At 42.8% G+C, this 16,800-nt stretch carries 14 protein-coding genes and 1 tRNA gene; 6 read left to right on the top strand and 9 right to left on the bottom strand.

Annotated features, from left to right (window positions below; translation table 11 throughout):
• The first annotated feature begins 26 nt into the window (after positions 1-26).
• From C3F34_RS07750 to C3F34_RS07740, 3 genes are all read left to right on the top strand, one after another.
• Positions 27-1,271: an MFS transporter gene (locus C3F34_RS07750; RefSeq protein ID WP_044739133.1), complete on the top strand. Its 1,245-nt coding sequence runs from the start codon at positions 27-29 to the stop codon at positions 1,269-1,271.
• 33 nt (positions 1,272-1,304) lie between these two features.
• Positions 1,305-1,631 carry a gamma-glutamylcyclotransferase family protein gene (locus tag C3F34_RS07745; protein ID WP_044739134.1) on the top strand — a complete coding sequence of 109 codons (327 nt, stop codon included), beginning with the start codon at positions 1,305-1,307 and terminating at the stop codon, positions 1,629-1,631.
• 126 nt (positions 1,632-1,757) lie between these two features.
• A tRNA-Thr gene (locus tag C3F34_RS07740) sits at positions 1,758-1,833 on the top strand.
• A 56-nt stretch (positions 1,834-1,889) separates the two neighbouring features.
• Here C3F34_RS07740 and C3F34_RS07735 read toward each other — a convergent pair.
• From C3F34_RS07735 to C3F34_RS07725, 3 genes are all read right to left on the bottom strand, one after another.
• Positions 1,890-2,729, bottom strand: coding sequence for an SAM-dependent methyltransferase (locus C3F34_RS07735; RefSeq protein WP_044738924.1), 840 nt, complete (start codon positions 2,727-2,729; stop codon positions 1,890-1,892).
• A 4-nt stretch (positions 2,730-2,733) separates the two neighbouring features.
• On the bottom strand, positions 2,734-4,032 hold the full coding sequence (locus C3F34_RS07730; protein WP_016168781.1) for an FAD-dependent oxidoreductase: 1,299 nt from the start codon (positions 4,030-4,032) through the stop codon (positions 2,734-2,736).
• 433 nt (positions 4,033-4,465) lie between these two features.
• A complete protein-coding gene (locus tag C3F34_RS07725) occupies positions 4,466-5,350 on the bottom strand; it encodes a pirin family protein (protein WP_044738923.1) in 885 nt (294 codons plus the stop codon).
• 307 nt (positions 5,351-5,657) lie between these two features.
• Here C3F34_RS07725 and ycaC point away from each other — a divergent pair, with 307 nt between their 5' ends.
• Together ycaC and C3F34_RS07715 are read left to right on the top strand one after the other, a co-directional pair.
• Positions 5,658-6,284, top strand: a complete 627-nt coding sequence (gene ycaC, locus C3F34_RS07720; protein WP_044738922.1) for an isochorismate family cysteine hydrolase YcaC — start codon at positions 5,658-5,660, stop codon at positions 6,282-6,284.
• 74 nt (positions 6,285-6,358) lie between these two features.
• Entirely contained in the window at positions 6,359-7,315 is a 957-nt protein-coding gene (locus tag C3F34_RS07715; protein ID WP_044738921.1) for a LysR substrate-binding domain-containing protein, read from the top strand.
• A gap of 91 nt (positions 7,316-7,406) precedes the next feature.
• Here the strand turns inward: C3F34_RS07715 and ahpC are convergent, their stop codons facing one another.
• The 3 genes from ahpC to gabT form a co-directional block, all read right to left on the bottom strand.
• Complete coding sequence (gene ahpC, locus C3F34_RS07710) at positions 7,407-7,970, bottom strand: alkyl hydroperoxide reductase subunit C (RefSeq protein ID WP_044738920.1); 564 nt, start codon at positions 7,968-7,970, stop codon at positions 7,407-7,409.
• 218 nt (positions 7,971-8,188) lie between these two features.
• Positions 8,189-9,646 carry an NAD-dependent succinate-semialdehyde dehydrogenase gene (locus C3F34_RS07705; RefSeq protein WP_044738919.1) on the bottom strand — a complete coding sequence of 486 codons (1,458 nt, stop codon included), beginning with the start codon at positions 9,644-9,646 and terminating at the stop codon, positions 8,189-8,191.
• Positions 9,643-10,941 (bottom strand): 4-aminobutyrate--2-oxoglutarate transaminase, encoded by a 1,299-nt coding sequence (gene gabT, locus C3F34_RS07700; RefSeq protein WP_016168786.1) that lies wholly within the window; start codon positions 10,939-10,941, stop codon positions 9,643-9,645. The genes C3F34_RS07705 and gabT overlap by 4 nt, the downstream gene beginning before the upstream one ends.
• A gap of 156 nt (positions 10,942-11,097) precedes the next feature.
• Here gabT and C3F34_RS07695 point away from each other — a divergent pair, with 156 nt between their 5' ends.
• Complete coding sequence (locus C3F34_RS07695; RefSeq protein WP_213064798.1) at positions 11,098-12,597, top strand: PLP-dependent aminotransferase family protein; 1,500 nt, start codon at positions 11,098-11,100, stop codon at positions 12,595-12,597.
• A 72-nt stretch (positions 12,598-12,669) separates the two neighbouring features.
• Here the strand turns inward: C3F34_RS07695 and C3F34_RS07690 are convergent, their stop codons facing one another.
• The 3 genes from C3F34_RS07690 to C3F34_RS07680 form a co-directional block, all read right to left on the bottom strand.
• Entirely contained in the window at positions 12,670-14,109 is a 1,440-nt protein-coding gene (locus tag C3F34_RS07690; protein ID WP_044738917.1) for an amino acid permease, read from the bottom strand.
• A 526-nt stretch (positions 14,110-14,635) separates the two neighbouring features.
• Positions 14,636-15,235, bottom strand: coding sequence for a single-stranded DNA-binding protein (gene ssb / locus C3F34_RS07685; RefSeq protein ID WP_104441360.1), 600 nt, complete (start codon positions 15,233-15,235; stop codon positions 14,636-14,638).
• A gap of 51 nt (positions 15,236-15,286) precedes the next feature.
• Positions 15,287-16,651, bottom strand: a complete 1,365-nt coding sequence (locus C3F34_RS07680; RefSeq protein WP_104441359.1) for an MFS transporter — start codon at positions 16,649-16,651, stop codon at positions 15,287-15,289.
• Positions 16,652-16,800 lie beyond the last annotated feature (149 nt).

The raw sequence follows: 16,800 nt of genomic DNA, 5'->3' as shown, positions 1-16,800 counted from the left end.
AAACCGTTTGGCTGTTGGAAGTTCAAATGCTTAGCCCCGCATCTTCAAGTCCAGAACTTGAGCCGATTTCCCCATTATCCAAATCATGGATTGAATCGGGTACGAGCACTTATTACCGTGCAGGACTGGCCCTGTTCTTGGTGGGATTTGCCAGTTTCTCTCTGATTTATTGTGTACAACCTTTACTGCCTGCGTTTACCCAGACCTTTGCCGTGAGCCCTGCCAATAGTGCACTCGCATTGTCGCTGACCACTGCTTTCTTAGCCATTTCGATTGTACTCTCCAGTGCTTTTTCACAAGCTTTAGGTCGGGGTAATGTCATTTTCATGTCCATGGCTTGTGCGGCTGGACTGAATATCTTGGCGATGTTTATTCCCCACTGGCATACCTTTCTCGCTACACGTGCACTGGAAGGGTTTGTCTTAGGTGGGGTTCCTGCCGTCACCATGGCATGGATTGCAGAAGAAATGGACCCCAAAGCCTTGGCACAAACTATGGGGCTGTATATTGCGGGAACGGCTTTTGGCGGCATGATGGGACGGGTTGGCATGGGGATGCTGATTGAATGGGTCAACTGGCAAACAGCCTTAGGCTTATTGGGTCTATTGTGTTTATTCTGTGCCTGTGGTTTCTTATATTTACTGCCCCCTTCTCGCCATTTTGTTGTAAAAAAAGGGCTAAATTTAAATTTCCATGTGCAAGCGTGGTGGTCACATTTACGCAATCGCTCATTACTGCGTCTCTATGCGTTGGGCTTTGTGTTGACCAGTATCTTTGTAACCCTATTTAACTACATTACTTTCCGTCTCGATGCAGCGCCATATTTTCTGAGTCAAACTCAAATCAGCTTAATTTTTCTCTCTTATAGTTTAGGTATGGTGTCTTCATCATTGGCCGCTCGCCTGGCACAGTGCTATGGCCGACAAAGTATGGTAATTCTCGGCTTTGTTATTATGGGATTGGGCATTGCCTGTACCTTAGCGCAGAACCTTTGGATGATCATTATCGGTGTGGCATTGATTACTACAGGTTTCTTTATTGCCCACGCCTTATGTAGTGGTTTGGTCGGTGCTACAGCCCAAGACAGCAAAGGACATGCGACTTCATTATATTTACTGTTTTACTACCTTGGTTCCAGCATTATCGGTTCGGTAGGAGGATGGTTCTGGTTACATGCAGGATGGTTAGGCGTTGTTCTCTTGGCAATGCTCTTGGTGTTTGCAGGTATTGGACTCAGCCTCATTAAAGTTTCCCCTCTACACCAGACTTAACTTTTCAAATCAATCGAGGAACATATTTTTATCATGTTGAGCTTATTTGTTTATGGCACCCTTGGACCAAACCGCCCTAATGCGCATATTTTAGAAAATATGGGTGGGACATGGGCAACAGCCTATGTACATGGCGAATTACATGCCAAAGGTTGGGGCGCAGACTTAGGCTTTCCAGGCATTGTACTCAATGAAAATGCTTCTGCTGTACAAGGCTTTGTGTTTTTCTCGGAAAATTTAGCCCAACATTGGACAATGCTCGATGAATTTGAAGGCGAAGGTTATGTCCGTAGCCCAGTACAAGCCACCTTAATCGAGACAGGTGAATGTATTAACACTTGGATTTACAGCCTAAAATAGCTTTCTTTTGATCCAAAAATAGATGATGAATCAAAACTTAGATTCAATTCATAATGCTGAGTATTCAATCGTTCATTTTTTGGCTTGCATTCAAAACAACTTAATGTAAAATGCACAGCACAAGATGCCGGCATAGCTCAGTTGGTAGAGCAACTGACTTGTAATCAGTAGGTCCACAGTTCGAATCCGTGTGCCGGCACCATTCACTTAAGCTCACTATTTACTAGTGGGCTTTTGTTGTTTTTAGACCTACATTTTTTATTTCTTTTGTGCTGTCACTTGCACATATTGCACTACACCTTGCGTCCATAATTTCTGACACAGTTTTGCTGTCAACTGAATCTTCATTACATCAAAAGCTGTATATTGCGCTTCAGTCTGCGGTGCTGTGGTCTGCTGCTGAATATATTGGGAAAAACCACCCAATACAGCTTCAGAAAAATCTTCAATTTGAATCTGTTCAAAACCTGCTTGTACCAACTGTTGCTGTACAGCAACTTCATCAGACAAGTTTTTTAAATTCACATCGGCAGCTTTAAGCAACAAGGCCAACTGTATTTTTTCCGCGACATTTAAATTCAAAAACTTCGGGCTTAAAATTAGATAATGAAATCCCAAACGCCCTTTTGAATTTAAAACGGGTGCAACTGAATTTAAAAATGAATTCAAACTACTGTGATAAGCTGCATCGATACACAGCACCACATCAAAAGCTTGCTGAAAGGAAATGTATTTTAAATTTAAAAAAGACTGGCCATGAATAGCCTTTAGCTGAGGAATGGCTGTTTGAATTTTTTGTATATATTTAGGTTGTAATTCAACCGCTTCAATATGTTGTATCTGATACTGTTGTTGCCAATGCAACAGGCTCGCCCCCTGTCCACAGCCCAAATCCAGTACATGATCGGATGCGGTTAATTGCACACTGTGGGCCAAATGATCGGCAAGGGCACGGCAAGCTTCGGGATAGGTCTGATTCGTTTCAGACCAATATCCCAGATTGCTCCAAGCCAGTTCGCTGCTGTCCCCTAATAATTTTGCATTGATGGCATATTTATGTTGGGAAACCTCTGTGCGAAGCTGTTGGAGCCATTTCATGAACTTAGTAGCCGAGTTGCGGAGCAACCTCTACTTTAGGCTTTAAGCCAACGAACGGCAATGGTGCACCAAAAATCTCAGCAATATTCATAGCAGAGGTCACCGCCGATTCCAAGATTGGCAAACCATCACACGACCAAGAACCACAATAGAATACTTTGCGATCAGGTTGCTTATGACGTTCTTGCAACTGTTTATTCAATGCCACGGTTTCCGAGTTCACCACCGCACGGGTTAACGTTACACTAGAAATGATCTTTTTCGGATCAATTTCAGTCACAGGACGCCAAGTTTGGAACACAGGATTTTTACCCACGAGGCTTGGCTCAACTGCGTTTAACCAAACCGTGAATTGCTGACGGGTAAACTTACGATCCATCATATAACTCAACACCGCCCAGTCTTTACGCTTCGGTGGCATAACAGAGGTGTCGGTATGAATGACCAATTGACCTTGTTCAAATTTAAATTGCTTTAATAAATCAATGTCGTCTTTAAATTGTGCTTGATCAAGGAAAGTGTCAATTTTGTTGGTTGGTGTTGCAATCACTGCACGGTCAAACTGGTAGGTTTCACCTGCCGAATTTTCAACCTGTACTTTATCGCCTTGCTGTTTCACATGGGTGATGGCAGAGCCACTACGGATCTCAATGCCTTGAATCAGCTTATCGACCAAGGCTGGTGTACCCCCCTGCATACGCAATAAAGCATCCCCATCCGTGAGTTGACGCAAGAAGGTCAACAACGGTTTTGCGGGCCAATCACCAATGGTTTTTGGATTACAAGTACAAATGGTATATAACACTGGCATCACCGCACCATGCCAGAAGACTTCTTCAATATCATTCTGATTAATGAATTCTGCCAAAGTAATCTCTTGATTCTCAGATTTAAAAAATTGAGAAATCGCGGTTTTTAACTGCAACATGCCTTTAACCAAGCGCCAACCATATTGTTTGATGCCTTTACGGTTATTGATAATTGGAAAATTACCAATACGGGTACGGGTGGTGGTGAGCCATGTTTCAGTTTTATCTTCAAATAACCAGCTACATGCCATATAGGTTCGTACTGGGTAAGTTTGAATACCTAAATACGTCGCTAAACTTAAGGTATTTTTCCATAAATGTGGATTCATGACACGCAAAGGTGCATCAATCAACCCACCTTCAAATTCGGTGCTGTGACTGTCCATTCCACGGCCTGGTAAGGCTTCAAAAATTGTAATGTTATGTCCAGCATCTTTAAGAATTCTCGCAGTAGCCAGTCCAGCCATGCCACTACCAATAACTGCAATATCCAAAGTTATTATCCGTCAGTTACACATTAAGGAAATTATGTACTACAGGGCGACAAAACAGACTATTAAAAAATGCCAGAATCCATGCTTTTAAAATTCGCTAACAATTTAATTTTAGCTTGCCTGCTTTACGACTTATTCGTGATTACTTTTTAAACGAAGTCTTTTCTAAAAAAATAGATTATTCATTTTTTGTTTAAAATTAATCAATTAGATGAACTCCATTTTCATATCTAATTTTACAAATAATAAAAAAGTCGGTATCATACACCACACAAAAATGACAACTGTATCACACTAACTAAAATATGGCACTGTGCAAATCTAGATAACATCTGTGCCATACACAACAAAGCTTAAAGCGCAAAAAGCCCCGAATGACTTCGGGGCTTCTTCTTTTTTCTAACCGTTACTGCCTTCGGATTGGCTGAATCGCTTAGTGATGATGTTCCTGAACTGGAATCTCACCAAACTTGCCTTGATTGAAATCTTCAAAGGCCTGAATAATTTCCTGTTTGGTGTTCATCACAAACGGACCATAACCCTGAATTGGTTCATTCAAAGGTTTTCCTGTCAAAATTAAGAATTTCGCATCAGTAAGCGCTTCCAATTGAATGTGTGATTCAGCATCATGTGCAAATAACACGATCGAGTTATCCAACACTTTTTGATGACTGTTCAGCAGCATTTCACCTTGTAACACCACCACTAAGGTGTTGTGATCGACTGGCACAAATACATCTTGGCGGTGACCTGCTTTCAGCATGCCATCCCAAACATTGACTGGACTAAAGGTCGATGCTGCACCTTGTTGCTCTGCATACGTACCCGCAATCACACGTAAATGCCCAGCTTCATCTTCAAAATGAATCACAGGAATCTCTTGAGCTTGAATGGCCTGATATTGCGGGGCTGTCATTTTATCGGCTGCGGGTAAATTCACCCACAACTGAACCATTTCAAACAAACCGCCTTGCTCCGCAAATTCAGTCGAGTGAAATTCCTCATGCACCAAGCCTGAACCCGCAGTCATCCACTGTACATCGCCCGTTTGGATCGTACCACCACCGCCACTAGAATCTTTATGTGTGACTGCACCTTGATAGGCAATGGTCACGGTTTCAAAGCCACGGTGCGGATGTGAACCCACACCATGCTGCTCTTTGGTAGGTGTAAATGGATACGGCGCAGCATAATCTAATAACAAAAACGGGCTAATCGCTTGTCCTAAACGGTCATAAGAAAACAGGTTTCTCACTGGAAAACCATCACCGACCCAATGCATATTTTGGTTACGGTACACACCTGTAATTTTTTTCATTTCAAAACTCCTATCTCTAGGATCTAACATGCAGTCATGTTAAGCATTTTAAAGTGCAGGACATAGTGAGCTTATGCGATACACCATCCTATTTTTACAACAATCTCTCCAGAGTATTGAATTTATATGTTTTTATTTTCGCATCGAGTGCAACAACAAAACTATCTCAAAAATAAGACAATCTTTCCCAAGATCATCCTTTAAGCTTAATTACAACTCTGCTTAATATAACAACAACGCAACCATGCGCTAAACATAATTATGAGCATGGCTGAGTTTTCTATTCATCCACTAAAGGAATAAGAAAATGGGTAAACCTTATACTCGCTTAGATAAAAATAATGCTGCCGTTTTGCTGGTCGATCATCAAACTGGACTGTTGTCCTTGGTACGTGACATCGATCCCGATAAATTCAAAAACAATGTACTGGCTTTGGCCGATGCTGCTAAATATTTTAATTTGCCTACCATTCTGACCACCAGTTTTGAAAATGGTCCAAACGGCCCTCTGGTACCAGAATTAAAAGAAATGTTCCCCGATGCACCATATATTGCCCGCCCAGGACAAATTAATGCATGGGACAATGAAGACTTTGTCAAAGCCATTAAAGCCACAGGTAAAAAGCAACTGATTATTGCAGGTGTCGTGACCGAAGTCTGTGTGGCTTTTCCAGCGCTATCTGCACTGGAAGAGGATTTTGAAGTGTTTGTCATTACCGATGCTTCAGGCACGTTTAATGCCTTGACCCGTGATGCCGCATGGGAGCGTATGTCACAAGCAGGTGCACAACTCATGACATGGTTTGGCATGGCGTGTGAACTGCATCGTGACTGGCGAAATGATATTGAAGGCTTGGGGACTCTCTTCTCCAACCATATTCCTGATTATCGCAACCTTATAAATAGCTATAATCAAAATACAGGGCAAAAATAAACCAGAATAAAGTACGTTACAGCATCGCATTCATGCTGTAACGTACTTGAAAACATCACGAACAGAGGTGGCAAATGCGTTCATTTGATGACTACTATTATTTTTATTTAGTGGTCAAGCATGGTGGATTCAGTGCAGCCAGCGAAGCCAGTCAAATGACCAAGTCTAAGCTCAGTCGACGGATTCTTGATTTAGAGCACCAATTTAACATTACACTGATTCAACGTTCGACCCGACATTTTAAAGTGACCGCGTTGGGACAAGCATTTTATGAAGAATGCTGCAAAGTAATTGCACAAGTCCAATGTGCTGAAAATGTCCTGCTTCAACAGAAAAATGAACCTCAAGGTTTAGTCAAAATCAGTTGTCCCTCCGTGATGTTGCAATACCAAGTCCGTCATATTCTCACCCAATTTCTAAAAGATTACCCACGAGTTGAGGTGGAACTCGAATTAACCAGTCGTCGAGTTGATGTCTTACATGATGATATTGATCTTGCGCTACGGACCAACTTTTCGGTCAATGAAGATGCCAACATTGTCGTACGTGATGTGATGCAAACCACGCATTGCTTGGTCGCTAGCCCCTCTTTATTACAAGGTCATCACATTCAGCTGATTACCGAACTTGGTGATTATCCCAGCGTTGTACTAGGGACACAAAAAAATCAGTATGCTTGGCATTTACATCATCGGGGTCGTAATGAAAGCATTGAAATACCCTTACAGCCACGCCTGAAATGTAATGACTTGGCGGGGGTTTATTTTGCTGCACTGGATGGTTTAGGGATTGCAGATCTACCTTATTTAACTGTTGAATACGATATCGCTTCAGGAAAACTGATTCATATTTTACCTGAGTGGTGTTCCAACATTGGTACGGTGCAATTAGTTTATGCTTCTCGTAAAGGACAACGTCTAGTTGTAGAGAAATTAATTCAGGTGCTCATGACAGGTTTACGCGCATTGGCACAGGAGCAACCAGGCTATCTATCCCCAATGAATCACCCTGTGCCATTTAGTAGACCTTAAACAGCAAGTTCAATTTGAATTGAATTATCTTTGAATTCAAAAAAAATCCAGAACCAAAGTTCTGGATTTTTTAAATTCAAAGTGCTTTGACTTAGATTTTACCAATCAGGTCAATCGATGGTGCCAAAGTCGCATCACCTTCTTTCCATTTTGCTGGGCAAACTTCACCAGGGTGTGCATGCACATACTGGGCTGCTTTAACTTTACGCAATAACTCCTGCGCATCACGCCCCACACCCCCCGCATTAATTTCAATAATTTGGATTTTCCCTTCAGGGTCAATCACAAATGTGCCACGATCAGCCAAGCCTTCTGCTTCAATCAGCACTTCAAAGTTTTTCGCCAAGACCCAAGTCGGATCACCAATCATGCTGTACTGAATTTTCTTAATTTCTTCTGAGCTGTCATGCCATGCTTTATGCGTGAAATGGGTATCAGTCGAAACGGAATAAATCTCCACACCCATGTTTTGGAATTCAGCATAATGATCGGCTAAATCGCCTAATTCAGTTGGACAGACAAAAGTAAAATCGGCAGGATAGAAAAACACAACCGACCATTTGCCATAAAAATTCTGTTCAGACACTTGAACAAATTCACCATTTTTATAAGCTGTTGCGTTGAAGGGTTTGATTTCAGTATTGATTAAACTCATGTGCGGTTCCTCGGTATCAGTGACTGTATTTGTTTAACTTGAAACCAAGAATAAGAAATTTTCCCATATAGGTAAAACCGTAGTTTTTTATAATTTTAATCGGTTTTATAGATTTAAAATTTAGATGCTATTTTCCTTTTTAATGATTTTATCCGATACAAATAAAAATGCTGGTGACCACCAAAGCCATCACCAGCATTTTCTATCAACAGCAAAGATTATGCTGAAGGATCGGTCACATCGATACACATGTACTTCATTTCTAAGTACTCATCGATGCCCCACTCTGAACCTTCACGACCTAAGCCTGACTGTTTCACACCACCAAACGGAGCAACTTCATTCGAAATCGCGCCCGTGTTTACACCCACCATGCCATATTCTAACGCTTCGCCCACACGCCATTGACGTGCAGCACTTTGGGTAAAGATATAGCTGGCTAAGCCAAACTCAGTGTCATTTGCCAGTGCAATCGCTTCTGCTTCAGTTTCAAAGCGGAATAACGGTGCCAATGGGCCAAAGGTTTCTTCTTTCGCAACACGCATGTCTTGCGTTACATCACGCAGAACGGTTGGTTCAAAGAAAGTTTTACCCAAAGCATGTAATTGACCACCGATCAGTACTTTCGCACCTTTCGTTTTCGCATCATCAATATGTGATTGCACTTTAGCTACGGCTTTCGCATCAATCAATGGACCTTGCGTCGAGCCTTCGACACGACCATCACCCACTTTTAATTTTGCAACTTCAGCCACTAAGCGCTCACAAAGTGCATCATAAATGCCTGCTTGCACATAGATACGGTTGGCACACACACAAGTCTGACCGCTGTTACGGAATTTGCTCATCATGATGCCTTGCACAGCTTGATCAAGATTCGCATCATCAAATACGATCACAGGCGCATTACCACCCAACTCTAAAGAGAGTTTTTTGATGGTTGGTGCACATTGCTGCATCAAAATACGGCCCACTGGCGTCGAACCTGTGAAGCTCAGTTTGCGTACCACATCGCTGTTACACAATGTTTGACCCACTTCAGCAGCATCACCCACAATGTTCAACAGAAGATCTTGTGGCAAGCCTGCTTGCAAGGCCAATACTTCTAATGCATAGGCAGATAACGGGGTCTGTTCTGCTGGTTTCACCAACATTGAACAACCCGCTGCAAGTGCAGGTGCTGCTTTACGCGTAATCATGGCTGCTGGGAAGTTCCACGGCGTAATGGCCGCAGTCACACCAATCGCTTGCTTGATCACCACCAAACGCTGATGCGCTTGAGTTGGAGGAAGAACCGCACCATCAATACGACGGGCTTGCTCTGCAAACCAACGAATAAACGAGGCTGCATAGGCAATTTCACCACGTGCTTCAAGCAAAGGTTTACCTTGTTCAGCCGTTAACAACTGCGCCAAGTTTTCCTTATGCTCGAGCATCAATTCATACCATGCCCACAAGATGTCGGCACGATGTAAAGCGGTTTGCTTTTTCCAAAGTGCTTGTGCTTGTTCAGAACGACTAATGGCTGCTTCAACGCCCGCTTGGTCATAGGTTTTTACCCATGCCAGACTTTCGCCAGTCGCTGCATCTTGAACTTCAATAAAGCCGCTTGAAGCAGGTGCTTCAAGGGCAATATCAGGATGTGCCAATAAATATTGCAATCCTTGTTGAATCATGCTGATTGCTCCGCAGTTTGCGCCCCAACAGTTGCTGGCAATGCTAAAGAATCAAAACCTTGTTTTAGAATGTCTAAAGCTTGACGGAATTGTTCTGTTGGAATGGTCAGTGGATATAAGAAACGAATCACGTTGCCATTTTTACCACAAGTTAACAACAACAAACCTTTCTGCATTGCAAAAGTTTGTACAGCTTTTGCGATATCCGCATTTTCAACTTCAACAGCAACCATTGAACCTAATGCACGAACATCATTCACAATGGTCGTTTCTGATTGAATTTGTTTCAATACCGCAACTAATTCTGCACCTAAAACATTGGCACGGTCGCAAAGCTTTTCTTCTTCAATCGCATCAATCACTGCATGTGCTGCTGCAACTGCAATTGGGTTACCTGCATAAGTACCACCTAAACCGCCTGGGTTTGGTGCATCCATCACGTCGATACGACCCACAACACCTGAAATTGGGAAACCACCGCCAAGGCTTTTCGCCATAGTGATCAGGTCAGCTTTAGTTTCGTAATGATCCATTGCGAACAATTTACCAGTACGCGCAAAACCAGTTTGTACTTCGTCTGCAATCAACAAAATACCGTGTTGGTCGCAAATGGCACGTAAACGTTTTAAGAATTCAGCAGGAACAACGTTAAAACCGCCTTCACCTTGTACTGGTTCAAGCACAATGGCTGCTACATCATGTGCAGATACATCTTCACTGAAAATATTTTCAACGCTTTCAATGGCTGCATCAACAGAAATACCTTTCGATGCCACTGGGTAACGCGCATGGAATACGCCACCAGGCATTACACCAAAATCGCGTTTGTATGGTGCAGTTTTACCTGTCATTGCCATCGTCATGAATGAACGACCGTGGAAACCGTTACCAAAGGTAATAATGCCGTGACGACCTGTGTAAGAACGTGCGATTTTTACCGCATTTTCAACTGCTTCTGCACCTGTCGTGAAAAATGCAGTTTTTGCTTGACCCGCAATTGGTGCGCGTTCATTGATACGCTCAGCCAAAGATACATAGCTTTCGTATGGTGTTACTTGGTAAGCGGTATGGGTGAACTTGGTTAACTGTTCAGTCACAGCCGCAATCACTTTTGGATGACGGTGACCTGTATTCAATACTGCAATACCACCCGCAAAGTCGATGTATTCGTTGCCATCTTTATCCCAAATTGTGGCATTTTCTGCTTTTTCCGCATACCACTGACACATCACGCCTACGCCGCGTGGGGTTGCTTGCTGTTTACGCGCATTGAGTGCAGAATGATTAGCATCCATTATTTTTTCCTCATTTTTTCATTGTCAATTACAGCTTTGGTCTATGCATCCGTTCGCCTAATTTCAGGATGCTTTACAATGACTGCCTATGACTGTAATTTCGCGCTTCTTGGGTCAACTGACCAGAGCCACTTTTTAACTGTAGGAGAGAGCCAATTGCGCAGTTTGTTAGGTGATCATTTATTACAACGTCTCCAGCAAGATACGGAGGGTAAGCTACATCAACGCCTATTCCGTTGCTTGAGAGGTGCGATTACCGAAGGTGTGATTCAGCCCAAAACGCGCTTACCTGCATCTCGTGATTTGGCCAATGAAGTCAAGGTATCGCGCAATACCGTGCTGTCTGCTTATGAGCAACTGCAAGCCGAAGGCTATTTGGAAGCACGTACGGGTCACGGTACTTGGGTTGCGGAGCACTTACCCGAAGTATTTTTAAATACCATTCATGGCAAGAAAATTGAAGGAATTGCCAAAGCCAAAAAAAATGCATCTTTATCACAACGTGGTACACAAGTGATGGGACATGCCGCGGCATCTCCACATCAATGGGGTGCTTTTGTACCGGGTGCACCTGATGTGACTGAATTTCCACATCATATTTTTAGTCGGATTCAAGCACGTTTAAACCGTGAACCCAATATTGAACAATTAATTTACAGCAATGCTGGCGGCTGCCTAGAACTACGTAGTGCGCTGGCCGATTATTTGCGTGTCGCCCGTTCAGTTCAATGCGACACCGACCAAATTATTATTACCGAAGGGATTCATCAAGCCATAGATCTGGTTTCTCGAGCCCTGTGTGATATTGGCGATCAGGTCTGGATTGAAGATCCTGCCTATTGGGGAATGCGCAACACTTTGCGTATTAATGGCCTAGACATTCACCCCATGCCTGTCGATGCTGACGGTATTATTCCAGAGCAAAATCCAGAAAAACCACCCAAACTGATTTTTGTGACGCCGTCACATCAATATCCATTGGGATCACATCTAAGCCTAGAACGACGCAAGCAGCTCTTGAGTATTGCCAAGCAAAATAATAGCTGGATCGTGGAAGATGACTATGACAGTGAATTCCGCTTCTCGGGTCAACCCTATCCATCACTGCAAGGTTTGGAATCCGATGCTCCCGTCATTTACATGGGAACATTCAGTAAAACCATTTACCCTGCACTACGTATTGGCTACTTGGTGGTGCCACGTTCGCTCTTTTCACCATTACGGATTTTGGCCGCAGAACTTTATCGTGGTGGACATTTACTCGAACAGAAAGCCTTAGCGGTGTTTATTCGTGAAGGGCATTATGAAGCACATATTCGACGTATGCGCCTACTGTATGGTAAGCGTCGTGCTTATCTGGTCGATTTGATTCATCGCTATTTAGGACCCGAATTTGTCCACGAATATAGCCATGATTCAGGTCTGCATCTGGTTATGAAACTGCCTGAACAGTGCGATGATGTTGCGATTGCGTCTAAAGCTTTAGAACGTGGTATTAAAGTTCGTCCCTTGTCTCAATATTATATGCACTCGCACGCACGTGCACAGCGTGGACTGCTGATGGGCTTTGCATGTGTGAATGAGCGCGATATGGTGATGTCTTTTGGTGTGCTATTACAATGTCTACGTGAAGCTGGTGTACCCACCGTAAATTGATTATCTGAATAGCATCAAAAAAAAAAGAGTCTCCAATTGGAGACTCTTTTTTTCAATTCAGCTTAACGTAGCTTAAACCAGTTTTTCTGTATTGTGATGTGCTAAATGAGAAGCCCTACGCTCTTTTCCCCAACCCAATTTTTCCGAAAGTAATCCAAAGAACACAATCGTACCGAACAAGACCGTCGTATAAATCACTTCTTTAAAATAAGTGCCTTCAATCAACATGGTCAGAATTGCCCCAATAATAGCGATGATCACACCATAGGTGACATAAGGGAACATCCACATTTTAAAATCAATTTGTACCCCTTCTGCTTCAAGTTTTTTACGCATACGGAGTTGCGAATAAGCAATTGCCAAATACACGTATAGCGTTGCTGCACCTGTAGTGAGCATGAATACATCATAAACATCCATACTCTTGGTTGCCGTTAAAATCACCGCAATCACAGAGAAGAAACAAGAGACTATCACGCCTACTGCTGGGCTACCATGACGGTTCACCGTACCAAAACTCTTCGGAGCATCACCACGTTTGCCTAAAGAGAACAACATACGTGAACAGGTGTACAGTGCCGAGTTAAAACAGCTACAAACCGAAGTCAGTACGACAAAGTTGACAATATGACGTGCGCCAGGAATTCCAAGTGCCGTCAAGGTCACGCTATAGGTACCCCAAGTTGAATCTTTCAAAAGTTCATTGTTATGCGGAATCAAGCACACGGCTACAAACATTGACCCCACATAGAATAAAATAATACGCCAAACGACTGAGTTAGAAGCCTTCCGAATTTCCTTAGAAGGGTCCGCTGATTCTGCGGCTGCAACGGTGACAATTTCAGCGCCAATATAGGCAAACATTACCCCCAGTAAAGCCGTAATGACCGAGGATGCTCCATTGGGCATAAAGCCTTGTGCGGTTAAATTACTGATGCCTGATGCAGCAGGATTGCCCCAAGGCCATAAGTGCATAATCGCTAAACTACCGAGCACAAGAAAGATTACAATCGCAATCACTTTGATGAGCGCAAACCAGAATTCAAATTCACCATAGTTTTTTACGTTTTGTAAGTTGACCGCGACCAAAGCAACAATGACGACTGTCATATAGGCCCAGATCGGGATAAAGGGAAACCAATTATTTAAAATTTTGCCCGCAACATAGGCTTCCCAGCCCATGAGCATGGCGAGCGTACACCAATACAGCCAACCAATTGAGAAACCCGCCCAACGACCAATGGCACGGTCAGCATAAGTAGAAAAAGAACCACTATCAGGGTTTAAAACAGCCATTTCACCAAGCATACGCATGATGAACCAAACCAATAAACCGCCTAAAGCATAAGTGAGAAAGACCACAGGTCCAGTGTTATAAATAATACTGCCTGAACCGACAAATAAAGAACCACCAATGACACCTGCAATTGAGATCATGGTCAAATGGCGAGATTTAAGCCCGTTATGTAAGCCTTGAGAGCCGTTGGCTCCTGACGTTTGATGTCCAGCCATACAATTTTCCTTAACATGATAGAAATATAGCTGTCCCAAAGTCAGTTTACTCTAGGTCATCAATATTCCTAATTTTCTGGTGAATCTGCCCAATCGCCTAAGGAGAAAGAATTGAGTGGGCAAATCCGACGTTTCCGTATGCATACTTCTATATAGGCTTAATTTGTCGTTTTGGCGCTCAAGAAACGAGAGCCATTTTTCTTATGAAGGAAAGAGCCAATTGTTGCTTTTATGCACCAATTTTGTGCGTTTATGTTATTTTTCAATATTTTAAACCGTTGAATACAACGCATATTTAATATAAAAATAGATATATATCAATTTGTTATCATTAAGATACAGTTAAAATAAATGCAAGTTAGAATAAACAATATGTTAAAAGGGATCGGTTCGCCCTTCTCTATAACTTTGGTCTGACTTGACACTGTGTAGTCAGACTCAATAAAAAAACCTTCCTAGCAAAGCCAAGAAGGTTTTATCTGTTTTGTAGGCAATTGGATTAAAATATTTGCCTTAGATCTATGATCTAGAACGGTAAATCATCATCCAAATCTGCAGGTGCTGGTGCAGAAGGAGCTGCCTTAGGTGCAAAACCACCTGGATTATTGTTGCCATAACCACCTTGGTTACCGCCGCCCTGATTATTGTTAAAACCGCCTGCGTTGCCATAACCTTGGTTATTATTATTGTTGTTATAACCCGTGTTATTGCCATAACCACTGTTCTGGTTATTGTTAAAACGCGGTTGGTTAAACCCAGCGTTATCGCTTGGCACACCTTCACCTTGCTGACGGTTCGAATCAAGCATTTGCATTTGTTCACCACGAATCTCTGTGGTGTAACGTTCTTGACCATTTTGATCTGTCCATTGGCGCGTACGCAATGAACCTTCAATATAAACCTTCGAACCTTTACGCAAATATTGCTGAGCAATTTCACCTAAACGATTGTGCAAGACAATTCGGTGCCATTCAGTTTGTTCTTTACGTTCACCTGTGCTTTTGTCAGTCCAAGAATCGCTGGTTGCGATTGAAAACTGAGTAAGCGAGCCCCCATTTGGAAAAGTTTTCGTCTCTGGATCTCGGCCTAATGTGCCCACTAAAATAACTTTATTTACACCGCGCATCTGATGTTTACTTCCTATCTATTTCTATTATTTACTTTATAAGAGTTATGCTTAAATGGCTACCTCTTTCCCCAACAAGTGCGTTAAATGTTGTCGCGCAGCTTCATCAATCCGCTGCTTATCTACTTTCACATACGCCACTTGTTGGTCCGACATCACCACAACTTCTTCAATACCACGAATCGCTAAAAGTTGAGAAGTCCACTCATCTGTTTGTTTATTCTCGGGTAAGCGCAATACCAACGATGAAAGATAACGTGGTTGAGCCAATCCAAAACTGATGAGTAGCCAAATTATAGCAATTGCGGTGAGGATACTCCAACCGAATGCGGTGTTATTCAGCATTAATAATTGACCACCCAATGTACCGCCAAAAAATGCCCCTAAAAACTGACTGCTGGCATTTACGCCCATCGCAGTGGCTTTGGACTGAATCGGTGCAGCTTTAGACAGCCACGATGGCAATAAAGCTTCCATGACATTAAAGGCAATGAAGAATAAACCCAGTCCGATCAATAAGATATATTTAGATTCATAGCCAAAAATGAGGGTAATTAAACCTAAAATGATGCCTGCAATTGCAGTCAGGAAAATACTACGCATTTTTCGATATTTTTCCGCCACAATAATACTGGGGAAAGCAAAAAACAGGCTAATCACCAGCAAAGGCAGATAAATTAAACCATGCTTGGCTAATGGAATTTTTGCAAATTCAATTAATTGGGATGGCACATAAATAAACATTGCCGTGAGCAATAAATGCAGGGTAAATACAGACACATGCAGACGATTCAGATCTGACATTTTCAGCACTTGCTTTAACTGTGCCAAATAGCCTTGCTGAAAGTTTTTGTGATGTCGGGTTACTTTCGGTACCAGCAACAACATGGCAATGGCCGCCAAGCCCATAATGGTTGTAACCCAGAACAAGCCCGAAATACCCACCAGACTGGTCAGCCAAGGACCCAAACTAAATGCCACCACAAAAGACAAACCAATACTCATACCCATAGCCGCCATGGCTTTGGTACGCTGCTCTTCACGGGTGACATCAGCCAGCAAAGCCATCACCACTGCAGAAACCGCACCCGCACCCGCAATGGCACGACCAATAATCACGCCATAAATGGTGTCAGACATCGCTGCGACTGCACCACCAATTGAGAACAACAATAAACCCAATACTACCAAAGGCTTTCGGCTAAAACGGTCGGCAATTAAGCTAAACGGAATTTGTAAAATGGCTTGACTGAGCCCATATACGCCCACAGCCAAACCAATCAGCGCAGGTGTCGCATATTGATACGACTGACCAGCCACGGAAAAGACTGGAATAATCATGAACAGGCCCAACATGCGCAATGCAAAAATACTGCTTAAAGCAAAGGTCGAACGGCGTTCTAAGGAATTCATCATATCAATAGACTTAAATGCGTTGAATTTGGAAGTTATGCTACAACATTCAGACATGAATGCGTGGTGATTCTGGAATTATCTCAAGAAAAAAGGGCGCAATTCAATGCACCCTGAATTCTACTATGTGGACATTTCGTTCCCATGAACGA

The sequence above is a fragment of the Acinetobacter sp. ACNIH2 genome (assembly GCF_002934965.1).
GTDB lineage: Bacteria > Pseudomonadota > Gammaproteobacteria > Pseudomonadales > Moraxellaceae > Acinetobacter > Acinetobacter tandoii.
Note: the sequence above shows the minus strand (reverse complement) of the source record. Positions and strands in the feature narration are given on the sequence as shown.